This window comes from Streptomyces sp. SLBN-8D4, assembly GCF_049739545.1.
Taxonomy (GTDB): Bacteria; Actinomycetota; Actinomycetes; order Streptomycetales; family Streptomycetaceae; genus Streptomyces; species Streptomyces canus_C.
Genome location: NZ_JBMGQC010000001.1, coordinates 6,944,605 through 6,965,217 on the forward strand (window position 1 = coordinate 6,944,605; position 20,613 = coordinate 6,965,217).

The following is a 20,613-nucleotide window of genomic DNA, read 5'->3' on the forward strand; positions in this document are numbered from 1 at the left end:
ATTAGTGAGGAGAAGACAAATGCCCACCGCCGCAGCCGCCGTCAGACCCACCACCGGGATGACCACCGGTGCACCCAGCACCGGGTTGCTCACCGCCGCGGCCGACCTCGCCCCCGTCGCCGGCCGCCGTGCCGAGGCCGCCGAACGGGCCCGCGACGTCGATCCCGCCGTACTGCGGGAGATCGTCCGGGCGGGATTCGCCCGGCACTTCGCCCCCGCGGCCGTCGGCGGCACCGCCGGTTCCTTCACCGAACTGGTGGAGGCGGTCGAGGTGATCGCCGAGGAGTGCCCGGCCAGTTCCTGGTGCGCCTCGCTGATCGCCTCGATCGCCCGGATGGCGGGGGCGTTCCTGCCCGAGCAGGGCCAGGCCGAGGTGTGGGCGGCCGGCCCGGACGCGGTGCTGGTGGGGTCGGTGACGCCGTTCGGCACCGCCGCGCCGGCCCCCGGCGGCTGGCTGGTGAGCGGCCGCTGGCCGTACATCAGCGGAGTCTCCCACTCGGACTGGGCGCTGATGTGCGGCCTGGTGGAGACCGGGACGGGCAGCGAGGCGCGGCTGTTCGCGCTGCCGCGCTCCGCCTACCGCGTCGAGGACACCTGGCACAGCGTTGGCATGGCCGCCACCGGCAGCAACACCCTGGTCCTCGACGAGGTGTTCGTGCCCGAGCACCTCTCCTTCGACCGGGCCGACCTGTTCGCCGGGCGCACCAGCGCGGCCTGGGGCGGGGTGGCGGCGGCCTGCCACCGGGCCCCGCTCCAGGCGGTCAACGGCCTGATGTTCGCCGCACCGGCGGTCGGCGCCGCGCTCGGCATGGTCCGCACCTTCTCGGCGTACTTCGCGGAGAAGGTCGGCAACGCCCCCCGTCTGCCCGGCACCACCGGGGTGCAGGGCGTACGAGCCTCCGCCGAGCAGGCGCTGGCCCGCTCGGCCGGTGAGGTGGACGCGGCCCGGCTGCTGCTGGGGCGGGCTGCCCGGCTGGCCGACGAGGGCGCCGTCGCCGGCCCGTTGGAAGCCACCCGCAATCTGCGGGACTGCGCCCTCGCGGTCGACCTTTCGGTGACCGCGGTGGACCGGCTGTTCCGTCAGTCCGGCACCCGGGGGCAGGCGGTCTCCGGCCCGATGCAGCGGCTGTGGCGGGATGTCACCGCCATCTCCACGCATGTGGCGCTGCAGTTCGAGCCGGCCGCCCGCGGCTGGGTCGACCAGGTGCTCAAGGTCTGATTGCCGCAAGCCTGTAATGCCCGGGTGCCGGGACCTCGACCGAGGTCCCGGCACCCGGGCATTACAGGTGAAAGGGGCCGATCAGTAGTTGCCGAGGCCGCCGCAGACGTTCAGCGCCTGCGCGGTGACCGCCGCGGCGCCCGGGGAGATCAGGTAGGAGACCATCGCGGCCACCTCGCTCGGCTCCACATAGCGGCCGAGCGGCACCCGGGTGGTGATCCGGCTGTGCGCCTCCTGCTCGTCCACGCCCCAGATCCCGGCGTAGTGCTCGCGCACCCGCTCGGCCATCGGCGTCTCCACGAAGCCCGGGCAGACCGCGTTGACGGTGATGCCCGTCCTGGCCAGCTCCAGGCCCAGCGACTTGGAGAAACCGACCACGCCGTGCTTGGAGGCGGTGTACGGCGCGGCGTGCACCACGCCCTGCTTGCCGCCGGTGGAGGCGATGTTGATGATGCGTCCGGTGCCGCGCTCCAGCATGCCGCCGCCGGTCAGTGCGGCCTTGGTGACGAGGAAGACGCTGTTCAGGTTGGTGTCGATGACGTCGAACCACAGCTCGTCGGGCACCTCGGCGGTGGCGCCGCCGCCCGGCCGGCCGGCGTTGTTGACCAGCACGTCGAGTCGCCCGTACCGCTCGACGACGGCGGCGACCAGCGCCCGCACCTGCTCGGGCGAGGTGACGTCACAGGTGCTGCCGTCGACGTCGAGGCCTTCGGCGCGCAGCTCGGCGAGGGTGTCCTCGAGGGTCTTGTCGGTACGGGCGCACAGGTAGACGGCGTGGCCCTGGCGGGCCAGGGTGCGGGCGATCTCGTGGCCGATGCCGCTGGTGGCACCGGTGACCAGCGCGACCCGGCGCTCGGTGGCGGTGGAAGTCGATGTGTCCATGCCCCCCACGGTCGCCGTCGCGACTCGCGCCCCGGTCGAGCCCTGCTCCAGCCCCGGGACGGCCCCGTGCCCGGCGAGCGCGGCTGCCGCGTCTCCTTCAGGACCTCCGCCGCCCTCGCGTCGCGCCCGAGGTCCCGGCCTCGCGCGGGCGGCGTCTCGGCGTGTGCCTGCACCGGTCCTTTCGGGGCGACGGCGGCGGTCGTGGAGGGCATCCTGGCGTCGCGCACGAGGTACCAGCCTCGCCCCTCGCGCGGGTGGCGTCTCGGCGTGTGCCTGCACCGGTCTCTTCGGGGCGAGCGGGGTGATGGTGGGGGGTGTTCGTCCTGGCGTCGGGCCCGAGGTCCCGGCCTCGCGCGGGCGGTGCCTCGGTGTGCGCCCGCCGCCGGTCTCTTCGGGGCGAGCGGGGTGATGGTGGGGGGTGTTCGTCCTGGCGTCGGGTTCGAGGTCCTGGCCTCGCGCGGGCGGTGCCTCGGTGTGCGCCCGCCGCCGGTCGCTGCGAGGCGAGCGGGGTGATGGTGGGGGGTGTTCGTCCTGGCGTCGGGCCCGAGGTCCCGGCCTCGCGCGGGCGGTGCCTCGGCGAGCGCCCGCCTCAGTCGCTGCGAGGCGACCGTGGTGATCGCGGGGGCGTTCGTCCGCGCGTCGCGCACGAGGTATCCGCCTCGACCCTCGCGCGGGCGGCTCTCCAGCCGAGTGCCCACCCCAGCCCCTTCGAGGCCCCGTGATGATCGCGGGGGCGTTGAGCCGGTCTCGACCGGGGCTCTTGGGCGCGATTGAAGACTGAGCGCAACAACGGCCGGGTGAAGGGGTTCGAGGAGATGGAGTCGACCGGCGTCAGCGCCGAGTTGTACGCAGAGGTTCTTCAGTACTACGCGCGCCAGATGCAGGCGCTGGACGCGGGCAAGGTGGAGGAGTACGCCGACACGTTCACCGACGACGCGGTCTTCGGCCACACGCCCGGCCGGGAGCCCGCCCGCACCCGGGCCGGCATCCTGTCCGACCTCTACGAGGTGCGCGAGCGGTTGGCCGCGGACGCGCAGCAGCGGCGCCACCTGTTCACGATGGTCGACGTCGAGCAGCCGGCCGACGGCCGGCTCCGCAGCACCTGCTACGCGCTGGTGCTGACCACCCGCCCCGGCGACGGTCCCGAGATGGTCCGCAGCTGTGTGGTGCGCGATGTCCTGGTCCGCGAGGACGGGCGGCTGCGCAACCAGGAGCGGCTCGTCGACCACGACGGTTTCTGAGAGAGAGGGGGTTGTGATGAGCCGACGAGTGGTCATCACCGGTATCGGCGTACGCGCCCCGGGCGGCCGGGGGCACCAAGGAGTTCTGGGATCTGCTCACCGCGGGCCGCACCGCGACCCGGCGGATCAGCTTCTTCGATCCGTCGCCCTACCGGTCGCAGATCGCCGGCGAGGCGGACTTCGACCCGGTGTGGGAGGGGCTGAGCCAGCGGGAGATCCGCCGCATGGACCGGGCGACCCAGTTCGCCGTGGTCTGCGCCCAGGAGGCCGTGCAGGACAGCGGCCTGGACTTCGCGGGCATCGACCCGGCACGCATCGGCGTCACCCTGGGCAGCGCGGTGGCCGCCGCGACCAGCCTGGAGCGCGAGTACCTGGTGCTGTCCGACTCCGGCCGCAACTGGCTGGTGGACAGCGAGGAGTGGCTGTCGCCGCACATGTTCGACTACCTGGCGCCGAGCGTGATGCCGGCCGAGGTGGCGTGGAAGGTGGGCGCGGAGGGGCCGGTGTCGCTGGTCTCCAACGGCTGCACCTCCGGCCTGGACGCCGTGGGGCACGCCCTGCAGCTGATCCAGGAGGGCTCCGCCGACGTCATCGTGGCGGGCGCCACCGACACCCCGATCACCCCGATCGTGGTGGCCTGCTTCGACGCGATCAAGGCGACCACCGCCCGCAACGACGAGCCGGAGACCGCCTCCCGCCCGTTCGACCGGTCCCGCACCGGGTTCGTGCTCGCCGAGGGCGCCGCGGTGTTCGTCCTGGAGACGCTGGAGTCGGCCCGGCGCCGCGGCGCTCCGGTCTACGCGGAGGTCACCGGCTACGGCACCCGCTGCAACGCGTACCACATGACCGGCCTCAAGCAGGACGGCCGGGAGATGGCCGAGGCGATCCGGGTCGCCATGGACCAGGCCCGTATCGACCCGACCGCCGTGGACTACATCAACGCCCACGGCTCCGGCACCAAGCAGAACGACCGGCACGAGACCGCCGCGGTCAAGCGCGCCCTCGGCGACCACGCGTACCGCACCCCGGTCAGCTCGATCAAGTCCATGGTCGGCCACTCGCTGGGCGCCATCGGCTCGGTGGAGATCGCCGCCTGCGCGCTCGCCATCAAGAACGGCGTGGTGCCGCCCACCGCCAACCTGCACGAGGCCGACCCCGAGTGCGACCTCGACTACGTACCGCTGACCGCGCGCGAACGGGACGTACGGACCGTGCTGACGGTCGGCAGCGGCTTCGGCGGCTTCCAGACCGCGATGGTGTTGCAGCGCCCGACGGGGGAGAGGGAATGACCAGGACCGTAGTCACCGGGATCGGGGCGCTCGCCGCCAACGGTCTCGGCACCCAGGCGTACTGGGCCGCCACCCGCGAGGGCCGGCACGGGCTCGGGGAGCTCACCCGCTTCGACGTGGCGAAGTACCCGGCCACACTGGCGGGCGAGATCCGCGGCTTCGAGGCCGCCGACCACCTGCCGGACCGGCTGCTCCCGCAGACCGACGTCTCCACCCGGTACGCGCTGGTCGCGGCCGGCTGGGCGCTGGAGGACGCCAAGGTAGACCCGGCCAGTCTGGTCGACTACGACATGGGCGTGGTCACCGCCAACGCGCTCGGCGGCTTCGAGTTCACCCACCGGGAGTTCCACAAACTGTGGACCGAAGGCCCGCAGACGGTCAGCGTCTACGAGTCCTTCGCCTGGTTCTACGCGGTGAACGCCGGTCAGATCTCCATCCGGCACGGCATGCGCGGCCCCTCCAGCGCCCTGGTCACCGAGCAGGCCGGCGGCCTGGACGCCCTCGGCCACGCCCGGCGCACCGTGCGCCGCGGCACCCCTCTGGTGGTCGCGGGAGGCGTGGACTCCGCGCTGGACCCGTGGGGCTGGGCCTCGCAGATCGCGGGCGGCCGGCTGGCCACAGGCACCGACCCGGACCGCGCCTACCTGCCCTTCGACCGGGACGCCGGCGGTTACGTCCCCGGCGAGGGCGGCGCGCTGCTGGTCCTGGAGGACGCCGAGGCGGCACTGCGCCGCGGCGCCCCGGACATCCTCGGCGAGATCGCCGGCTACGCCAGCGGCTTCGACCCCGCGCCGGGCTCCGGCCGGCCCCCGGCGCTGCGCCGCACCATCGAGGCGGCACTCGCCGACGCCGGGGTGACGGCAGGCCAGGTCGACGTCGTCTTCGCCGACGCGGTCGGGGTGCCCGAACTCGACCGGGCGGAGGCGGCCGCGCTGGGCGAGGTGTTCGGCCCGGGCGCGGTGCCGGTGACCGCACCGAAGGCCGCTTCCGGCCGCACCTACGCGGGCGGCGGCTCGCTGGACGTCGCCACCGCGCTGCTTTCGATCCGCGACGGCGTGATCCCGCCGACCGCCGGCACCCGCGAGGTACCCGCCGAGTACGGCATCGACCTGGTCCGCGACCGGGCCCGGGAGGCGAACGTGCGCACCGCGCTCGTGGTCGCCCGCGGTCTGTGGGGCTTCAACTCGGCCGTCGTCATCCGTGCCTGGGACGCCGACGCCACCAACGACCTTTCCTGAGGAGACAGTTGTGAACATCACCGTGGACGAGATCCGCCGTATCATCATCGCCAGCGCGGGCGCCCCCGAGTCCGCCTCCGCCGAGGCCGACTTCGCCGACACCTCCTTCGACGAGCTCGGCTACGAGTCGCTGGCCCTGATGGAGACCGCCTCCGCGATCGAGCGCGAGTTCGGTGTGTCGGTGCCGGACGAGCTGCTCTTCGAAGCCCGCACGCCGCGCGATCTGGCCGAGCTGGTCCGCTCCGCGAAGGAGGCCGCGGCCGCATGAGTCCGCTCACCCGAGAGATGGAGCACAGCCGGGTGGTGCGCGCCCCCGCCGACCGGCTGTACGCGCTGGTCGCGGACGTGAGCCGCTGGCCGGTGCTGCTCGGGCCGTGCATCCGGGCCCGGCAGATCGAGCAGCAGGGCGCCGACGAGCGGATCGAGCTGTGGGCGCAGACCAACGGCAAGGTGGCGACCTGGACCTCCCGCCGCACCCTGGACCCGCGGACCCTGCGCATCTCCTTCCGGCAGGACGGCTCCACCGCGCCCGTCGCCTCGATGTCCGGCGACTGGTCCTTCCACCCGGCCGACGACGGCCGGACCCGGATCGTGCTGACCCACACCTTCACCGCCGTCGACGACAACCCCCAGGCGCTGGAGTGGATCGCGCAGGCGGTGGACCGCAACAGCGTCGAGGAGCTGGCCGCCATCGGCGAGTTCGCCGAACGCCCGTACCCGCCGGAGCGGTTGGTCCTGTCCTTCAGCGACCGGATGGAGGAGCCGGGGGTGGACCCGGCCGACGTCTACGACTTCGTGCACCGGTCGGACCTGTGGCCCGAGCGGCTGCCGCATGTCGGCCGGGTCGACCTCACCGAGGACCCGGCGGGAGTGCAGCGGATGGAGATGGACACCGTCACCTCCGACGGCCACACCCACACCACCGCCTCGGTCCGGCTGTGCGTGCCGGGCGAGCGGATCTCCTACAAGCAGACCGTGCTGCCCGCCCTGTTGTCCGGGCACAGCGGCCTGTGGGAGTTCGAGAAGTCGGCGGGCGGCACCTCGATCGTCTCGCACCACACCGTGGCGGTCGACCCGGCCGCCGTGGAGCGGGTGCTCGGCGCGGGCACCACCCTCGACCAGGCGTGCGCCCACGTCCGCGACACCCTGGGTGCCAACAGCCGCGCCACCATGGGGGCGGCCTGCGCGTACGCGGCATCGGTGGTGCGGCGCCCATGACCTCGACGCCGAAGCTGGTCGGACTCGCGCTGTCACCGGACGACGGGGCCGACCGGGTGTGCATGGTCGCGGGCGAACGCTCGCTGACCCGGCGCCAGGTCCGCAACGAGGTGGCCCGCACCCAGGCGGCCCTCCTCGACCTTGGCCTGACCCCGGGCCGGCGGGTGCTGGCACTGCTCGACCACGGCCCGGAGGCGGTGTTCTTCCTCGCCGCGGCCAGCTCGCTCGGCCTGCGGCTGCTGATGCCCTACGGCCTGCAGGCGGCGGCGCTGCCCGAGTGGCTGGCCATCGCGGACGCCGCCGAACCCGACGTGGTGCTGCACTTCAAGCGCGACCGGGCCGGTCTGGACGTACTGCGCGAGCGCTGCGCCACCGTGGTGGAGCTGCCGTTCCCCACCGGCGAGGCACCCGAGGCGGAGGTGGAGGTGCTTCACCCCGAGCCGGTGGAGCACTTCCTGATGCTGTTCACCAGCGGCACCACCGGCAAGCCGAAGGCGATCAGCATCAACGAGGCGCACATCGTCACCAGGGTGGGCTGGGTCACCCGGACCATGGGCTACGGCCCGACCGCCCGGATCTTCATGACCGGCCTGATGAACAACACCACCGGTGTGATCAACTCCTTCGGCGCGCTGCTGCACGACGCCACCGTGGTCTTCCCGGAGACCCCGGACCCCGCGCAGTGGCCGGCCCAGGTGGCCCGCCACCGGGCCACCCACCTGGCGCTTCGCCCGGTGGCGCTCAAGCAGTTCGTGACCGCCGCGGCCACCGGCGAGGACGACCTGTCCTGCCTGCGGGTGGTCTCCTACGGCGGCGCCGCCGTCCCCCGGGCGGTGCTGGAGCAGGGCCGCGCACTGCTGCGCTGCGACTGGATCCAGGGTTACGGGCTGACCGAGACCTACGGCCCGTTCTGCTTCCTGGTCGAGCAGGGCCACGCCGAGGCCCGCTACCTCAAGCACGTCTACTGCATCGGCCGGCCGGACGACTCCCTGAAGGTGCGCCTGGAGCCGGTGCCCGGCCACCCGGACGGCGTCGGCGAGATCTGCGTCCGGGGCGACTCGGTGATGGAGGGTTACGTGGACGTCGGCACCGGTGTGCTCCAGCCGGTCGGCGAGTGGCTGCGCACCGGCGATCTCGCCGAGTGGAGCCCCGACGGCGACCTGGTCCTCAAGGGGCGGCTCGCCGGGGTGCTGCTCAGTGAGAACGGCCACCGCATCTACCCCGAGGAGATCGAGGCGGTGCTCGCGGACACCCCGGGCGCGGACGAGGTGGTGCTCGTCGGCCTCCCGAACCCCGACGGCCCGCACGAACTGCCGGTCGCCTGCCTGTGCGGCCCGGTCGGCGAGCGCGGCGAGGAGGAGCTGCGCGAGCTCGTCACCGCCGAACTGCGCCGCGCGCTGGCTCCGGAGAAGTGGCCCGACCGGACCTGGGCCACCCCGCAGCCGTTCGCCCGCAGCGCCAACGGGAAGATCATGCGCGGCGAGGTGGCCGCGGCCGTCGACCCGGCCCGGGTCGTACTGCTGAAGGGCGGCTCCGATGAATGAACACACGGAGATGAGTGAGCCCATGGAACGCCTTCGGGTCCCCGAGCACATGTACCGCGCGCTCGGCTACCTCTTCCCGCGGCTGATGTTCCTCAACGCGCGCTACGCCCCGCAGGTGCACTGGGGCGACATCGCGGCGGCCCTGGACGGCTTCCCCACCGACGACCTGGACCTCGCCTCCGCCGGGTTCTGGAACCACTGGCGCGAGCGCTGGACCGACCGGGCGGAGAGCTACACCGCCCTCGCCGAGGCGTCCGGCACGGTGGCCGGGCGCAGCCGCGCGCTGCGCGGTGCCGCGGCGGCCTACCACTGGGCGGAGTTCCAGTACTTCGACGACCGGACCGTCAAACAGCGGCTGCGGCAGCGCATCCGGGACTGCTTCCTGGGCAGTCTGGCGGGCACCGACCTCGACGTCACCGAGGGATCGCTGCCCGGCACCGGTGCGGGCTACTGGGTGCTGCGCACCCAGGCGATGCGCTCGTCGGGCGAGCCGCTGCCCGCGGTGGTGCTCTCCAACGGCTTGGACTCCGCCACCGAGGTCGAGGTGGTGGCGCTGGCCGAGGCCTACCTGGAGCGTGGGATCGCCGCGGTGCTCTTCGAGGGACCGGGCCAGGGGCTGCGGCTGGGCCGCACCCCGGTACTGGCGGAGATGGAGCCCGTGGTCGCCGAGCTGCTGGACGCGCTGCGCACCGAGCCGGGCATCGACGCCGACCGGCTGGCCTTCGCGGGCATCAGCTTCGGCGGCTACCTGGCGCTGCGGGTGGCCCGGGGGCTCGGGGAGCACTTCCGATGCGTCGTCAACTTCGGCGGCGGGCCGGTGATCGCCAAGTTCGACGGCCTGCCGCGCCGGCTCAAGGACAACTTCCGGTTCGCCTTCGGTGCCGGGCCGGGCGCCGACCTGCAACCGCGCTTCGACGAGCTGGCGATCGAGCCCGGCCAGGCGCCGGCCACCGAGGTGCTGAGCATCTGCGGCGCGCTGGACGACATCTTCCCGATCGAGGGGCTGTACGACCTCGACCGGGCGTGGTCGGGCCGGCACTCGCTCGAGGTGCACCCCAGGGAGGCGCACACCAGCCTCAACCTGATCAACTCCTACACCCTGCGCACCGCGGACCTGGTCACCGAGCGGCTGGCCGACCGCGCCTGACCGGCCGCTCACCAGGGGCCCGTCCGCCGGAGGCACCGGCGGACGGGCCCTCGGCGTCGGTCAGCGGCTCTCCGCGAGCGCACCCTCGGACGTGAGGAGCCCGGGGTGCAGATCCCCGGCGAGTCCGGCGTGTGCGAAGACCCGCTTGAGCAGGGTGACGAAGAGCCGCGCCTCCTCCGGCTCCAGCCCGCCGAGCAGCCGGGTCTCGAAGCCGCTGATGAGGGACTCGGCCTCGGTGTGCAGCTCGCGGCCGGCCGGGAGCACATGGACGGCGTGGGCACGGCGGTCGGTGGGATGGCGGCGGCGCTCCACCAGGCCGCGCCGCTCCAGCTCGTCGACCAGGCCGACCATCACGTTGCGGTGCACGTTCAGCGGTCCGGCGAGCTGGTGCTGACTGAGGCCGTCCTTGTCGATCAGCAGGTCGAGCAGGCCGAACTGGCGGGGGTGGATGCCCAGGGGGGCGAGCACGTCGACGAGCTGCTCCTGCACATGGGCGCTGAGGTGGGTCATCACGCAGGCGGGGTGGTCGAACATCGATGGGGTACTCACGCCCGCCATAATACCTCCGAGGAATTATCACCTTGAGGGATAGTCACTAGAAGTGCATACTTGCTTCGTGACCCAAGACATCTCCGCATCTGCTCCCGCCGCCCCGCCGCAGGAAGCCGCGGGTGGCACCGCACCCGACCCGAAGCGCCGCCTGGCCTTCGCCGTCGTCCTGATCGCCGGATTCATGGACCTGGTCGACACGACGATCGTCAACGTCACCGTCCCGAGCATCCAGCGCGACCTGCACGCCGACTACGCCCAGATCGAGTGGGTCATCGCGGCGTACGTGCTCTCCTTCGCCGCCCTGCTGATCCTCAGCGGCAGGCTCGGTGACATCTTCGGACGCAAGCGTGTCTTCCTGACCGGCATGGCCGCCTTCACCGTCGCCTCGCTGCTGTGCGGTGTCGCGGTCAACCCGGAAATGCTGATCGTGTCCCGGTTCGTCCAGGGCGCCGCGGCCGGCCTGATGGTCACCCAGATCCTGGCGATCCTGCACGTGATCTTCCCGCCGAGCGAGCGGGGCAAGGCGGTCGCCGTGTTCGGCGCGGTCACCGGCTCCTCCGCGGTCTTCGGCCTCGCCCTCGGCGGCGTGGTCGTGCAGTGGAACCTCTTCGGCTGGGAATGGCGCCCGATCTTCCTGGTCAACGTCCCCGTCGGGATCGCGGCGCTGATCGCCGGCGCCCTGGTGATCCGCGAGTCCCGCGCCCCGCAGCGCCCCAAGCTCGACCTGCTCGGCATGCCACTGGCCCTCGCCGCCGTGGCGCTGCTCGTCTACCCGCTCACCGAGGGCCGCCGCCTGGGCTGGCCGGCCTGGACCTACGGCATGATCGCCGGCGCCCTGGTGCTGCTCGCGGTCTTCCTCGCCTACGAGAAGCGCCGCTTCGCCAAGGTCGGCTCCGCGCTGGTCGAGTTCGGGGTGTTCCGCTCCCGCTCGTTCTCCATCGGCATGGCGGTGTGGTTCCTGTTCTGGATCGCGGTCGGCGGATTCTTCTTCGTCTGGACGCTCTTCCTCCAGCAGGGCCTCGGCTGGACGCCGATGCACGCAGGGCTGACCGCCGCCACCTTCGCCATCGGCGTGGGCATCGGGCGCGGGCAACGCCCCCGACAAGCTGGTCCCCAAGTTCGGCCGCAACGTGCTGGTGGCCGGTGGCATCGTCAACGCGATCGGCTTCGTCGCCTTCTCCGTCCTGGTCGCCCACTACGGCCACAGCCTCGCGTCCTGGCAGATCATCCCCGTGCACATCGTCTCCGGCGTCGGCTTCGGCCTGATCGTCGCGCCGACCCTGGACCTGCTGCTCGGCCAGGTCCCCGGCGAACAGGCGGGCAACGCCTCCGGCCTGCTGAACACCGTCCAGCAGCTCGGAATGGCGCTCGGTGTCGCACTGACCGGCGTCATCTTCTTCGCCCAGGTCGCGGGCGCGTCCGGCGACGCGGCCGACGAGGCCGCCCCGACGTTGAAGTCCGCCCTCAGCAGTGCCGGCGCCACCTCCCAGGACCAGCTGCTCGCCGACTTCCGCAGCTGCGTGCGGCAGCGCGCCGACTCGGTCGACCCGAGCGAGGTCCCGGCCGACTGCCGTAAGAACGACCCGAAGGTCGCCGCCGCCTTCGGCGGGGCCATCGCCCGCGCGGACTCGGTCAGTTACTCCTCCGCGTTCCGTACCGTCCTGCTGCTGGACGCCGGCATCCTGGTGATCGCCGCCGCCGGCTTCCTGACCCTGCCCAAGCACTCGCGGCCCGCCGACGCGGCCGCCGAGACCCCCGAGTCCGCCGAGGTGACAGCATGAGCAACGAGAAGAACGTCCTGGTCCTCGGCCGTGAGCAGCACCTGGTCGACGCCTCCACCGACATCATCGAGGCCGGCGGCTTCAGCGCGGTCGGCGTGACCCGTGACGAGGAGGCGCTCTCCCTGCTGGACACGGGCCGGTTCATCGCCGTCCTGGTCGGCAGCGGCGTCGAGTGGGAGTCCCGTCCGCCGGTGCGCGAGCACGCCGCTCCGCACGGCACCGTGGTGCTGGAGGCGCGGCGCGTCCCGATGCAGACCGTCCAGGAGCACGTCCGCCACGTCATCGTCCCGAAGCTCCAGCAGATCGCCTGACCGCCACCGCACCAGGGCCCCGGATCCGACCACCCCCGACGGATCCGGGGCCCGGCCACGTCCTGACCCGGCACGGCACGGAACGCTCACTCCACGACCGCCAGCGCCCGGTCCGCCTCGTTGAGCCACCTGCCCCCGTCCTCCGTGCACGTCACGACATCCGCGACCCGCACCCCGAACCGCCCCGGCAGCCGCACCCCCGGCCCGATCGAGAAGCACATGCCGGGCACGAGGCAGGTCGCGTCGGTCTCGGTGAGGTACGGCGGCTCGTGCGGGAGGACGCCGACGCCGTGGCCGGTGCCCTCGGTGGCGTACTCGCCGTAGCCCGCGTCCTCGATCACCCGGCGTGCCCTGCGGTCGATCTCCTGGCAGGTCGCACCGGGAGCCACCGCCTCGAAGGCCGTCCGCTGGGCGGTACGGACGGTGTCGTGGACCGCTTGTTCCTCCGCCGTCGGTTCGCCCACGTGGAGCGTGCGGGTGGTGTGCGAGCTGTAGCCGCTCCTCAGGCCGCCGAAGGCCAGGACCACCACGTCGCCCTTCCTGAGCGTCCGTTCACCCGTCCTGTGGTGCGGGTCCGCGCTGTCGCGGCCGGACGCCAACGCCGTGAAGACCTCGCTGTGGCCGTGTGCGCGCAGCAGCCGGGCCAGGTCGGCGGCCACGTCCGTCTCACGCCGGCCGGTGAAGCGGACGGACAGGATCTCCTCGTACGCCGCGTCCGCCGCCGCTCCCGCCGCCGCGAGGCGGGCCACCTCGTGGTCGTCCTTCACCGCGTGCAGGAGCGGGAGTACGACGGACAGAGGGCGGTAGGTGGTGAGCGGCAGGGCCTCCTGGAGGCCGAGGAGGTGTACCGCCCAGGTGGTGTCGGAGACGCCGTAGCGGCCGCTGGGCAGGAGGAGGCCGGTGGCCGCCGCGTACGGGTCCTGGCCGTCGCGCCAGTCGGATATCCGGACGGCGTCCGCGCCCGGAGTCGCCTCCGCGTCGGGGCGTTCCAGGGACGGGACCAGCAGACGGGGTTCCGATCCCGGGGCGAGGACGAGGAGGGTGAGGCGTTCCGTCGTCGCGGTGGGCCGGTGGCCGCACAGCCGGATCAGGTCGGGGCCGGGGGTGATGAGCAGTCCCGCCAGACCGGCTCCGGACGCCTCCCTGACCGCCCTGGCCATACGAGCCGCGTAGTCCTGTTCCGTGAAAGGGGCGGGAAAAGGGGCGGGGGTGTCGTTCATGAGGCTCCTCCGGCCGCTGCCGTCGTCCGGTTCATACTCGGAGGAGCGGGGTGCGGGGGGCCCGGGGGCGTAGGCCGACCGGGTGACGGAGTCAGCCGGGTCCGTGCCCCAGCGAACGTTCCGTCACTCGGCTCAGATGGCGGTGGAAGACCTCCCGCGTGTCCGGCGTCAGCGTGCGCAGGGCCACCAGCGCCGTGATCACCACGTCGCACAGCTCGCCCTGCACGTCCTCCCAGGTGTGACTGACGCCCTTGCGCGGGTTCTGGCCGATCGCCCCGATGACGGCCTCGGAGACCTCGCCGACCTCCTCGGAGAGCTTCAGCATGCGCAGGAGGAGGCCCTCACGGCCGCTCACCGGCTGATCGGTCTCCAGCCAGGTCCACAGGGCGTCGACCGACTTCCAGAGGTCGGGGGAGGGCGTGCCGTGATCACTCATGTGGAGGAGCTTGCCACGGCGTGCGGTCCCGCTCGCCTACTCCCCGAACAACGCCTCTTCCTCCGCGAACAGCGACGCCTGCCCGTCGTCGTCCCCGCCCTCCTTCTCCCGCAGCCGCCGATTGCGCGCCCCCACGACCAGCGTCGTCACCAGCGCCGTAGCGCCGAGGGCCAGCGGCACCATCCAGCCCCGGTTCACCGTGTGACCGAGGGCGTGGTCCAGGGAGAGGCGTCCCGGGCCCGTCACCGCGAGACCCGCCGCCGTGAGGCCCAGCGTGGCCGCGTACTCGTAGCCGCCGCCCGCGTTGAAGAAGCCGTTGGGCGCGTGCACCGCGGACGCGCCGGCCATCGCGCCGGCCGCCGCCGCACCCGCGGCCGGGGTCGCGAGGCCCAGGGCCAGCAGAGTGCCGCCGCCCGCCTCGGCAAGGCCCGCCGCGGTGGCGCTCGCCTTGCCCGGCGCGTAGCCGACGGATTCCATGAACTGGCCGGTTCCCTCCAGGCCGCCGCCGCCGAACCAGCCGAACAGTTTCTGCGCGCCGTGGGCGGCCAGCACACCCCCGGTTCCCAGCCGGAGCAGCAGCAGGCCCAGATCACGTCGGTCGTAAGCGGTCACGGTGACTCCCAGCACAAGAAGTGGACGAGACCCCCCTCGCGTTTCCACCGTCGCACCGCTCACACCTGCCCGGGACACTCGCGCGGCCGTTCGGGTGGCGGGCCCGGGGGAGCGGTGTGAGTCTGACGGGCATGACGATTCAGACCACCCGACTCAGCGACCCGGCCGTCCGCGCCTTCGTCTCCGCCGTCAACGCCCACGACCGCGAGGCCCTCCTGGCCCTGCTCGCGCCCGGTGCGACCATGGCGGACGACGGCAGCGACCGTGACCTCGAGGAGTGGGTCGACCGGGAGATCTTCTCCTCCCACGGTCATCTCGACGTCGACAACGAGTCCAACGGCGGCCGTTCCCTCCTCGCGCACTACCGCAACGACGCGTGGGGCGAGATGCGCACCCGCTGGGACTTCACGGTCGGCGACGACGGCAGGATCTCCCGCTTCGAGACCGGCCAGGCCTGAACCCCGGAAAACCGGGGCGCGGAAAGCCCTTGCCCTGAAGCGCACTCCAACTCCTAACGTTCCTGGGCATGGAGATCACACGCACTCTCGGCCGCTCCGGCATCGACATCAGCGCGCTCGGCTTCGGCTGCTGGGCGATCGGCGGTGAATGGCAGGCCGCCGACGGGCAGCCGCTCGGCTGGGGCAAGGTCGACGACGAGGAGTCCGTACGGGCGGTCCGGCGCGCCCTCGATCTGGGCATCACCTTCTTCGACACCGCGGACACCTACGGTGCCGGGCACAGCGAACGCGTCCTGGGCCGTGCCCTCGGCAAGCGCCGGGACGACGTCGTCCTCGCCACCAAGTGGGGCAACGTCTTCGACGAGCACACCCGCACCCTCACCGGCTCCGACCACACCCCCGAGTACGCCCGCCGTGCCCTGACCGCGTCCCTGCAACGCCTGGACACCGACCGCATCGACCTCTACCAGCTCCACCTCTCCGACCTCGACCCGGCGCTCGCGGCCGAACTGAGGGACCTGTGCGAGGAGTTCGTCAGCGAGGGGCTCATCCGCGCCTACGCCTGGAGCACCGACGACCCGACCCGTGCCGCGGTGTTCGCCGAGGGGGAGCACTGCGCCGCCGTACAGCACGCGCTCAACGTGATGCAGGACGCGCCCGAAATGCTGGCCCTGTGCGAGGAGTCGGGGCTCGCGAGCATCAACCGCAGCCCGCTCGCCATGGGGTTGCTGGCCGGCAAGCGTCAAGGGCCCAAGGACGCCGGCGACATCCGCAGCAGGCCCCCGGCCTGGCTGCGGGGCTTCGGTGACGGTGCGTCCGCCGACCCCGAGTGGCTGGCCCGCATCGACGCGCTGAAGGAGATCCTCACGAGCGGCGGCCGTACGCTCGCCCAGGGCGCCCTGGGCTGGATCTGGGCCCGCAGCCCGCGCACGGTGCCGATCCCGGGCTTCCGGTCGGTGGCCCAGGCCGAGCAGAACGCGGGCGCGATGGAGAAGGGGCCGCTCACCGCCGACCAGTTGACCGAGATCAACAGGCTTCTCGCACGGTGAACGGCCCCGCCTCGCGCGGCGACTACCTCTGAGCCGGCGACTGCTCGGTCAACGCGATCTGCCCCGCCCTGATCGTCGCCAGCCGCGGCGCCCGCCGGGCGATCGACGAGTCATGGGTGACCAAGACGAACGTCAACCCGTACTCGTGCCACAGCCCTTCCAGCAACGCCATGATCTCGTCCCGCATCGACTCGTCGAGGTTGCCGGTCGGCTCGTCGGCGAGCAGCACCTTCGGCTTCTTGACCAGCGCCCGCGCGATGGCCACCCGCTGCTGCTGCCCACCGGACAGCTCGGCCGGCGCGTGGGTGAGCCGCTCGCCGAGACCGACCGAGCGCAGCGCCTCCGCCGCCCGTTCGCGGCGTTCGGCGGGCTTGACGCCGAGCGGGACCAGCGCCGTCTCCACGTTCTCCTGCGCCGTCAGCGTCGGGATGAGGTTGAAGGACTGGAAGATGATGCCGATCTTCTCCGCCCGCAGCCGGGTCAGCCTGGCCTCGCTGATCTTCGCGAGGTCGACACCGTCCAGCTCGACGCTGCCCTCGGTGGGGCGGTCCAGTCCGCCGATCATCTGGAGCAGCGTGGACTTGCCGCCGCCGGTCGGGCCCTGGATGACCAGCTGGTCTCCGTCCTCGATGGTCAGGTCGACGCCGCGCAGCGCCTCGACCGTCTCCTTGCCGCGCGTGTAGCGCTTGGTGACGCCCGTGAGTCTGTACATGTGAACTCCGTGGAGAAGAAGAGTGGGGTGATACGACAGCGCGGGCGCTGTTACGACACGCTGCGCAGCGCGTCCGCCGGCCGCATCCGGGACGCCCGCCAGCCGCCCATCGCCCCGGCGATCAGGCCGCCGGTCACCGCGAGGCCCACGGCGAGCGCGATGGTGGTCATCGAGACCGGCGCGGACAGCGCGATCTCCATGGTGTTCTGCGCGGACTGCTGTCCGGGGCCGCCACCGCCCGGACCGCCGCCCATGCCGCCACCGCCGGTGCTGCCGAGCTGCGCGGTCAGCTTGGGGCTGATCGCGGTCACGGTGTACGCGGCCGCGAGGCCGAGTCCGATACCGAGGGCGCCGCCGAGCAGGCCGTTCACGATCGACTCGCCGACGACCTGCCGGGTGACCCGGCGGCTCGGCCAGCCGAGCGCCTTCAGGGTGCCGAACTCCCGTACCCGGCGCGAGACCGCCGAGGAGGTCAGCAGCGCGGCCACCAGGAAGGCGGCGACGAGCACGGCGACGGAGAGCCACTTGCCGACGCCGGCCGCGAGGTCGGAGGCGGTGGACAGCGAGCCGGACACCGTCTCCGCGAGGTCGGCGGAGGTCGTGACGGTCGTACCCGAGATGTTCTTCTGGATCGCCGCCTTGACAGAGTCGATCTGCTGCGAGTCGGTGGCCTTGACGTAGATCGTGGTGACCTGGTTCTTGGCGTCGGCCAGTGTCTGGGCCTGCTTCAGCGGCAGGTAGACGTCGGTGGTGGACTCGCTGCTGTCGGGCGTCGCGATGCCGATGACCGTGTACTTGGTGCCGGAGATCTTGAGGGTCTTGCCGACCTTGAGCGAGTTCTCCTTGGCGTACGACTTGCTGACGACCGCGACCTTCGCGTCGGTCTGCGCGGCGGTGAAGGTCTTGCCGGTGCTGATCTTCGAGCCGGCCAGCGGGCCGAGGGTCTGGTCGGTGACGTCCACGCCGGCGACGGAGTAGGAGTTCACGTCGAAGTTGGCGCCGCCGCCCTGGACCTGGGGAGCGGCGGTGCTGTTACCGCCGTTGCCGCCCGGACCGCCCTGGCCGCTGCTCCCGGTGTTTCCACCCGAACTCTGCGCCTTGCCCTGGGTGAAGGAGCCGTCGACCTTGGTGACGTTCAGGGTCAGCGCGCCCACCGCGCTCGCCACGCCCTTCTGCTGGGCGACCTTCGTGACCACACTGGACGCCAGGGCCTGGCCGCCCTGGGTCATCACGCGGTCGGAGCTCTGTGTGTCGTCGCTGTCGTCGGAGTTGGCGTCGAACCGGAAGTTCGGTCTGCCCGAACTTCCGGACGTGGGGGCCGACCTGGCCTTGGTGACGGTCATGTCGGTGCCGAGGCCGTACAGCGACTTCAGGACCTTGTCCTGAGCCTGAGTCATGCCGGCCGACACCGAGTTGACGGTGATGACCAGCGCGATACCGAGCGCCAGACCCAGAGCGATGACCAGGGCCGCCTTCTTGCGCCGGCCCAGCTCGCGCTTGAGATAGATGCCAAACATCCCGTTCCTCGAAGGTTCTTGGCGCCCGCTGTGGGCGCGCCCTCAAGGTAGGGACGAAGGATTGCGGGGCCGTGAGGAAGGGATGTGCGCAGGCTGGGAAGGGATGTGCGCGAGCTGAGAATGTGCGCGGCGGCCGTCCACGGACCGGTGCGTACCTCGCGGTCCCACGCGAGATCCACCCCCACCCGGTCCATGGACGGCCGCCGCGCTCCCCCCTCGGATGAGGTCGACGGAACGTCACTCCCCAAGTGTGAAGCTCTTGTGGAGGACGCGTGATGAGCATAAGCCGCCGACCGGCCGCGAGGGGGGTGGAATCACATATTCCGTTTGTGCAAATAGGTCGCTCAGCCACGTCCCACGTACGGCATCGCCGTCGCCAGTACGGTCGCGAACTGCACGTTCGCCTCCAGCGGCAGCTCCGCCATGTGCCGCACCGTGCGCGCCACGTCGGCCACGTCCATCACCGGTTCCGGCGCGACCTCCCCGTTGGCCTGGAGGACTCCGGCCCGCATGCCCGCGGTCATGTCGGTCGCCGCGTTCCCGATGTCGATCTGCCCGACCGCGATGCCGTACGGCCGCCCGTCCAGCGACAGCGACTTGGTGAGGCCGGTGAGGGCGTGCTTGGTCGCGGTGTAGGCGACGGAGTGCGGCCGGGGGGTGTGCGCCGAGATCGAGCCGTTGTTGATGATCCGCCCGCCCCGCGGGTCCTGCTCCTTCATCTGCCGGTACGCCGCCTGCGCGCACAGGAACGCCCCGTTGAGGTTGGTGTCCACCACGTGCCGCCACGCCTCGTACGGCAACTCCTCCACCGGCACCCCGCCGGGCCCGAAGGTCCCCGCGTTGTTGAACAGCAGATCCACCCGCCCGAACCGCTCCACGGTGGCGGCGAACAGCGCGGCCACGTCCTCGGGGAGCGAGACGTCCGTCCGTACGGCGAGAGCGGCACCCTCGGGCACGAGCGCCGCCGTCTCCTCCAGCGTCTCGGTCCGCCGCCCGGCCAGCGCCACCGACCAGCCCGTCCGCAGCAGTTCCACGGCGACCGCGCGGCCGATCCCGGAGCCCGCGCCGGTCACCACGGCGGTCTTCACGTTCTTGGTGTCCATGAACCCGCAGCGTAGGTGAGGCAGGGGTTCACGCAGGGGTGAGGAGCTCTCCCGGGTAGCGCACGCCGATCCGGTCCCGTACCGCGTCCAGGGTCCGCATCACCGCGAGGGTGCCCTCCAGCGGCACCAGCGGGGACTCCGTCTCACCGGCCCGCAGCGCGCGCATCACCTCTCGGGCCTCGTGCTTGAGGCTGTTGCGGGGCCCGTCCGCCGGGTCGGCGACGAACTCCTCGGGGTCGCGCCCGTCGCGGTGCAGGACGAAACGGTCCGGGTGGAAGAAGCCGTTCGGGATGTCGATCCGGCCCAGTGAGCCGGTGACAGCCGCGATCGTGGCAGTGCCGCCGGTCAGCGAGCAGTGCAGGGAGGCGAGCGCCCCGCTGTCCCAGGACAGCAGCGCGCCCGTCTGGAGGTCGACGCCCTCCTCGGAGAGCACCGCCTTCGCCGTGACGTCCGAGGGCTCCCCGAGCAGCAGATGCGCGAACGACACCGGGTACACCCCGAGGTCGAGCAGCGCGCCCCCGCCCTGGGCCGGGTCCCGCAGCCGGTGCGAGGGCGGGAAGGGCCCGGCGAGCCCGAAGTCGGCCTGCACGGTACGCACCTCGCCGATCGCGCCGTCGTCGACGAGGGCCTTGAGCCGCCTGACCAGCGGGTTGCAGTACATCCACATGGCCTCCATGAGGAAGCGCCCGTGGTCCTTCGCGAGCCCGACCAGTTCCTCGGCCTCGCGCGTGTTCAGCGTGAACGCCTTCTCGCACAGCACATTGCGTCCGGCGGTCAGACACAGCCCGGCGGCCGCGCGATGCGCCGCGTGCGGGGTGGCGACGTACACGACATCGATGTCCGAGGCCTCGGCGAGGGCGCCCCACTCGCCGTACGCGCGCTCGATCCCGAACCGTTCCGCGAACGCCTTCGCCGAGGCCTCGGACCGGGAGGCCACCGCGACCACCTCCGCGTCCGGCAGATCCACCAGGTCCGCGGTGAACGCCGCCGCGATCCCGCCCGTCGCCAGAATCCCCCAGCGCACGCTCTGCTCCGTCATTCCGGCTCCACCCTCGCTCACCTGACCGTCGCCACCCTGTACGAG

General features: G+C 72.3%; 20 protein-coding genes and 2 pseudogenes. 13 read left to right on the forward strand and 9 right to left on the reverse strand.

The window, feature by feature from the left end; translation table 11 throughout:
- Positions 1 to 19: 19 nt before the first annotated feature.
- Entirely contained in the window at positions 20 to 1,219 is a 1,200-nt protein-coding gene (locus tag RKD20_RS31525) for a hydrolase (RefSeq protein WP_424880664.1), read from the forward strand.
- Between the two features lie 81 nt (positions 1,220 to 1,300).
- Here RKD20_RS31525 and fabG read toward each other — a convergent pair whose 3' ends face one another.
- A complete protein-coding gene (gene fabG, locus RKD20_RS31530; RefSeq protein ID WP_359432976.1) occupies positions 1,301 to 2,101 on the reverse strand; it encodes a 3-oxoacyl-ACP reductase FabG in 801 nt (266 codons plus the stop codon).
- Between the two features lie 770 nt (positions 2,102 to 2,871).
- On the opposite strand from fabG, the gene RKD20_RS31535 reads away from it, so the two are divergent.
- The 7 genes and pseudogenes from RKD20_RS31535 (at position 2,872) to RKD20_RS31565 (ending at position 9,778) form a co-directional block, all read left to right on the forward strand.
- Positions 2,872 to 3,342: a nuclear transport factor 2 family protein gene (locus RKD20_RS31535; RefSeq protein WP_424880665.1), complete on the forward strand. Its 471-nt coding sequence runs from the start codon at positions 2,872 to 2,874 to the stop codon at positions 3,340 to 3,342.
- Between the two features lie 16 nt (positions 3,343 to 3,358).
- Positions 3,359 to 4,631: pseudogene (locus RKD20_RS31540) on the forward strand (beta-ketoacyl-[acyl-carrier-protein] synthase family protein).
- Positions 4,628 to 5,869 carry a ketosynthase chain-length factor gene (locus RKD20_RS31545; RefSeq protein WP_424880666.1) on the forward strand — a complete coding sequence of 414 codons (1,242 nt, stop codon included), beginning with the start codon at positions 4,628 to 4,630 and terminating at the stop codon, positions 5,867 to 5,869. The pseudogene RKD20_RS31540 and the gene RKD20_RS31545 overlap by 4 nt, the downstream one beginning before the upstream one ends.
- Before the next feature lie 10 nt (positions 5,870 to 5,879).
- The gene (locus RKD20_RS31550; RefSeq protein ID WP_020115976.1) at positions 5,880 to 6,137 is read left to right on the forward strand and encodes an acyl carrier protein; all 258 of its coding nucleotides are present in this window, start codon (positions 5,880 to 5,882) and stop codon (positions 6,135 to 6,137) included.
- Positions 6,134 to 7,087: an aromatase/cyclase gene (locus RKD20_RS31555; protein WP_424880667.1), complete on the forward strand. Its 954-nt coding sequence runs from the start codon at positions 6,134 to 6,136 to the stop codon at positions 7,085 to 7,087. Before RKD20_RS31550 ends, RKD20_RS31555 begins: the two co-directional genes overlap by 4 nt.
- The gene (locus RKD20_RS31560) at positions 7,084 to 8,631 is read left to right on the forward strand and encodes a class I adenylate-forming enzyme family protein (RefSeq protein ID WP_424880668.1); all 1,548 of its coding nucleotides are present in this window, start codon (positions 7,084 to 7,086) and stop codon (positions 8,629 to 8,631) included. Before RKD20_RS31555 ends, RKD20_RS31560 begins: the two co-directional genes overlap by 4 nt.
- 22 nt (positions 8,632 to 8,653) lie before the next feature.
- Positions 8,654 to 9,778 carry an alpha/beta hydrolase family protein gene (locus RKD20_RS31565; protein WP_424880669.1) on the forward strand — a complete coding sequence of 375 codons (1,125 nt, stop codon included), beginning with the start codon at positions 8,654 to 8,656 and terminating at the stop codon, positions 9,776 to 9,778.
- Between the two features lie 60 nt (positions 9,779 to 9,838).
- On the opposite strand, the gene RKD20_RS31570 is transcribed toward RKD20_RS31565, so the two are convergent.
- Positions 9,839 to 10,327, reverse strand: a complete 489-nt coding sequence (locus tag RKD20_RS31570) for a MarR family winged helix-turn-helix transcriptional regulator (RefSeq protein WP_424880670.1) — start codon at positions 10,325 to 10,327, stop codon at positions 9,839 to 9,841.
- Positions 10,328 to 10,511: 184 nt separating this feature from the next.
- Here RKD20_RS31570 and RKD20_RS31575 point away from each other — a divergent pair.
- From RKD20_RS31575 to RKD20_RS31585, 3 genes and pseudogenes are all read left to right on the forward strand, one after another.
- A pseudogene (locus tag RKD20_RS31575) lies at positions 10,512 to 11,354 on the forward strand (MFS transporter); the annotation flags it as partial.
- A 106-nt stretch (positions 11,355 to 11,460) separates the two neighbouring features.
- Complete coding sequence (locus tag RKD20_RS31580) at positions 11,461 to 12,111, forward strand: hypothetical protein (protein WP_424883508.1); 651 nt, start codon at positions 11,461 to 11,463, stop codon at positions 12,109 to 12,111.
- Positions 12,108 to 12,422, forward strand: a complete 315-nt coding sequence (locus RKD20_RS31585) for a hypothetical protein (RefSeq protein ID WP_424880671.1) — start codon at positions 12,108 to 12,110, stop codon at positions 12,420 to 12,422. The genes RKD20_RS31580 and RKD20_RS31585 overlap by 4 nt, the downstream gene beginning before the upstream one ends.
- An 86-nt stretch (positions 12,423 to 12,508) precedes the next feature.
- Here RKD20_RS31585 and RKD20_RS31590 read toward each other — a convergent pair whose 3' ends face one another.
- The 3 genes from RKD20_RS31590 to RKD20_RS31600 all read right to left on the reverse strand — a co-directional run bounded on the left by RKD20_RS31590 (position 12,509) and on the right by RKD20_RS31600 (position 14,690).
- Positions 12,509 to 13,642, reverse strand: a complete 1,134-nt coding sequence (locus tag RKD20_RS31590; RefSeq protein ID WP_424880672.1) for a M24 family metallopeptidase — start codon at positions 13,640 to 13,642, stop codon at positions 12,509 to 12,511.
- Between the two features lie 91 nt (positions 13,643 to 13,733).
- Positions 13,734 to 14,078 (reverse strand): MazG-like family protein, encoded by a 345-nt coding sequence (locus RKD20_RS31595; RefSeq protein ID WP_424880673.1) that lies wholly within the window; start codon positions 14,076 to 14,078, stop codon positions 13,734 to 13,736.
- Positions 14,079 to 14,114: 36 nt separating this feature from the next.
- Positions 14,115 to 14,690: a DoxX family protein gene (locus tag RKD20_RS31600; protein WP_424880674.1), complete on the reverse strand. Its 576-nt coding sequence runs from the start codon at positions 14,688 to 14,690 to the stop codon at positions 14,115 to 14,117.
- Between the two features lie 131 nt (positions 14,691 to 14,821).
- Between RKD20_RS31600 and RKD20_RS31605 the strand changes: the two genes are divergently transcribed.
- Together RKD20_RS31605 and RKD20_RS31610 are read left to right on the forward strand one after the other, a co-directional pair.
- Positions 14,822 to 15,148 (forward strand): nuclear transport factor 2 family protein, encoded by a 327-nt coding sequence (locus tag RKD20_RS31605; RefSeq protein WP_424880675.1) that lies wholly within the window; start codon positions 14,822 to 14,824, stop codon positions 15,146 to 15,148.
- Positions 15,149 to 15,216: 68 nt separating this feature from the next.
- On the forward strand, positions 15,217 to 16,197 hold the full coding sequence (locus RKD20_RS31610) for an aldo/keto reductase (protein WP_424880676.1): 981 nt from the start codon (positions 15,217 to 15,219) through the stop codon (positions 16,195 to 16,197).
- A 22-nt stretch (positions 16,198 to 16,219) separates the two neighbouring features.
- Here RKD20_RS31610 and RKD20_RS31615 read toward each other — a convergent pair whose 3' ends face one another.
- The 4 genes from RKD20_RS31615 to RKD20_RS31630 form a co-directional block, all read right to left on the reverse strand.
- A complete protein-coding gene (locus RKD20_RS31615) occupies positions 16,220 to 16,909 on the reverse strand; it encodes an ABC transporter ATP-binding protein (RefSeq protein WP_424880677.1) in 690 nt (229 codons plus the stop codon).
- 50 nt (positions 16,910 to 16,959) lie between these two features.
- Positions 16,960 to 18,426, reverse strand: a complete 1,467-nt coding sequence (locus RKD20_RS31620; RefSeq protein ID WP_424880678.1) for an ABC transporter permease — start codon at positions 18,424 to 18,426, stop codon at positions 16,960 to 16,962.
- Positions 18,427 to 18,770: 344 nt separating this feature from the next.
- Positions 18,771 to 19,529, reverse strand: coding sequence for an SDR family oxidoreductase (locus RKD20_RS31625; protein WP_424880679.1), 759 nt, complete (start codon positions 19,527 to 19,529; stop codon positions 18,771 to 18,773).
- Between the two features lie 28 nt (positions 19,530 to 19,557).
- The gene (locus tag RKD20_RS31630; RefSeq protein ID WP_424880680.1) at positions 19,558 to 20,568 is read right to left on the reverse strand and encodes a Gfo/Idh/MocA family protein; all 1,011 of its coding nucleotides are present in this window, start codon (positions 20,566 to 20,568) and stop codon (positions 19,558 to 19,560) included.
- Positions 20,569 to 20,613: the final 45 nt, after the last annotated feature.

What these genes read in the sequence shown, in the direction of transcription:
- RKD20_RS31525 (WP_424880664.1), top strand. Translation starts at nt 20, where the DNA reads ATGCCCACCGCCGCAGCCGCCGTCAGACCCACCACCGGGATGACCACC.
- fabG (WP_359432976.1), bottom strand. Translation starts at nt 2,101, where the DNA reads ATGGACACATCGACTTCCACCGCCACCGAGCGCCGGGTCGCGCTGGTC.
- RKD20_RS31545 (WP_424880666.1), top strand. Translation starts at nt 4,628, where the DNA reads ATGACCAGGACCGTAGTCACCGGGATCGGGGCGCTCGCCGCCAACGGT.
- RKD20_RS31555 (WP_424880667.1), top strand. Translation starts at nt 6,134, where the DNA reads ATGAGTCCGCTCACCCGAGAGATGGAGCACAGCCGGGTGGTGCGCGCC.
- RKD20_RS31560 (WP_424880668.1), top strand. Translation starts at nt 7,084, where the DNA reads ATGACCTCGACGCCGAAGCTGGTCGGACTCGCGCTGTCACCGGACGAC.
- RKD20_RS31565 (WP_424880669.1), top strand. Translation starts at nt 8,654, where the DNA reads ATGGAACGCCTTCGGGTCCCCGAGCACATGTACCGCGCGCTCGGCTAC.
- RKD20_RS31585 (WP_424880671.1), top strand. Translation starts at nt 12,108, where the DNA reads ATGAGCAACGAGAAGAACGTCCTGGTCCTCGGCCGTGAGCAGCACCTG.
- RKD20_RS31590 (WP_424880672.1), bottom strand. Translation starts at nt 13,642, where the DNA reads ATGAACGACACCCCCGCCCCTTTTCCCGCCCCTTTCACGGAACAGGAC.
- RKD20_RS31595 (WP_424880673.1), bottom strand. Translation starts at nt 14,078, where the DNA reads ATGAGTGATCACGGCACGCCCTCCCCCGACCTCTGGAAGTCGGTCGAC.
- RKD20_RS31605 (WP_424880675.1), top strand. Translation starts at nt 14,822, where the DNA reads ATGACGATTCAGACCACCCGACTCAGCGACCCGGCCGTCCGCGCCTTC.
- RKD20_RS31610 (WP_424880676.1), top strand. Translation starts at nt 15,217, where the DNA reads ATGGAGATCACACGCACTCTCGGCCGCTCCGGCATCGACATCAGCGCG.
- RKD20_RS31615 (WP_424880677.1), bottom strand. Translation starts at nt 16,909, where the DNA reads ATGTACAGACTCACGGGCGTCACCAAGCGCTACACGCGCGGCAAGGAG.
- RKD20_RS31620 (WP_424880678.1), bottom strand. Translation starts at nt 18,426, where the DNA reads ATGTTTGGCATCTATCTCAAGCGCGAGCTGGGCCGGCGCAAGAAGGCG.
- RKD20_RS31625 (WP_424880679.1), bottom strand. Translation starts at nt 19,529, where the DNA reads ATGGACACCAAGAACGTGAAGACCGCCGTGGTGACCGGCGCGGGCTCC.
- RKD20_RS31630 (WP_424880680.1), bottom strand. Translation starts at nt 20,568, where the DNA reads ATGACGGAGCAGAGCGTGCGCTGGGGGATTCTGGCGACGGGCGGGATC.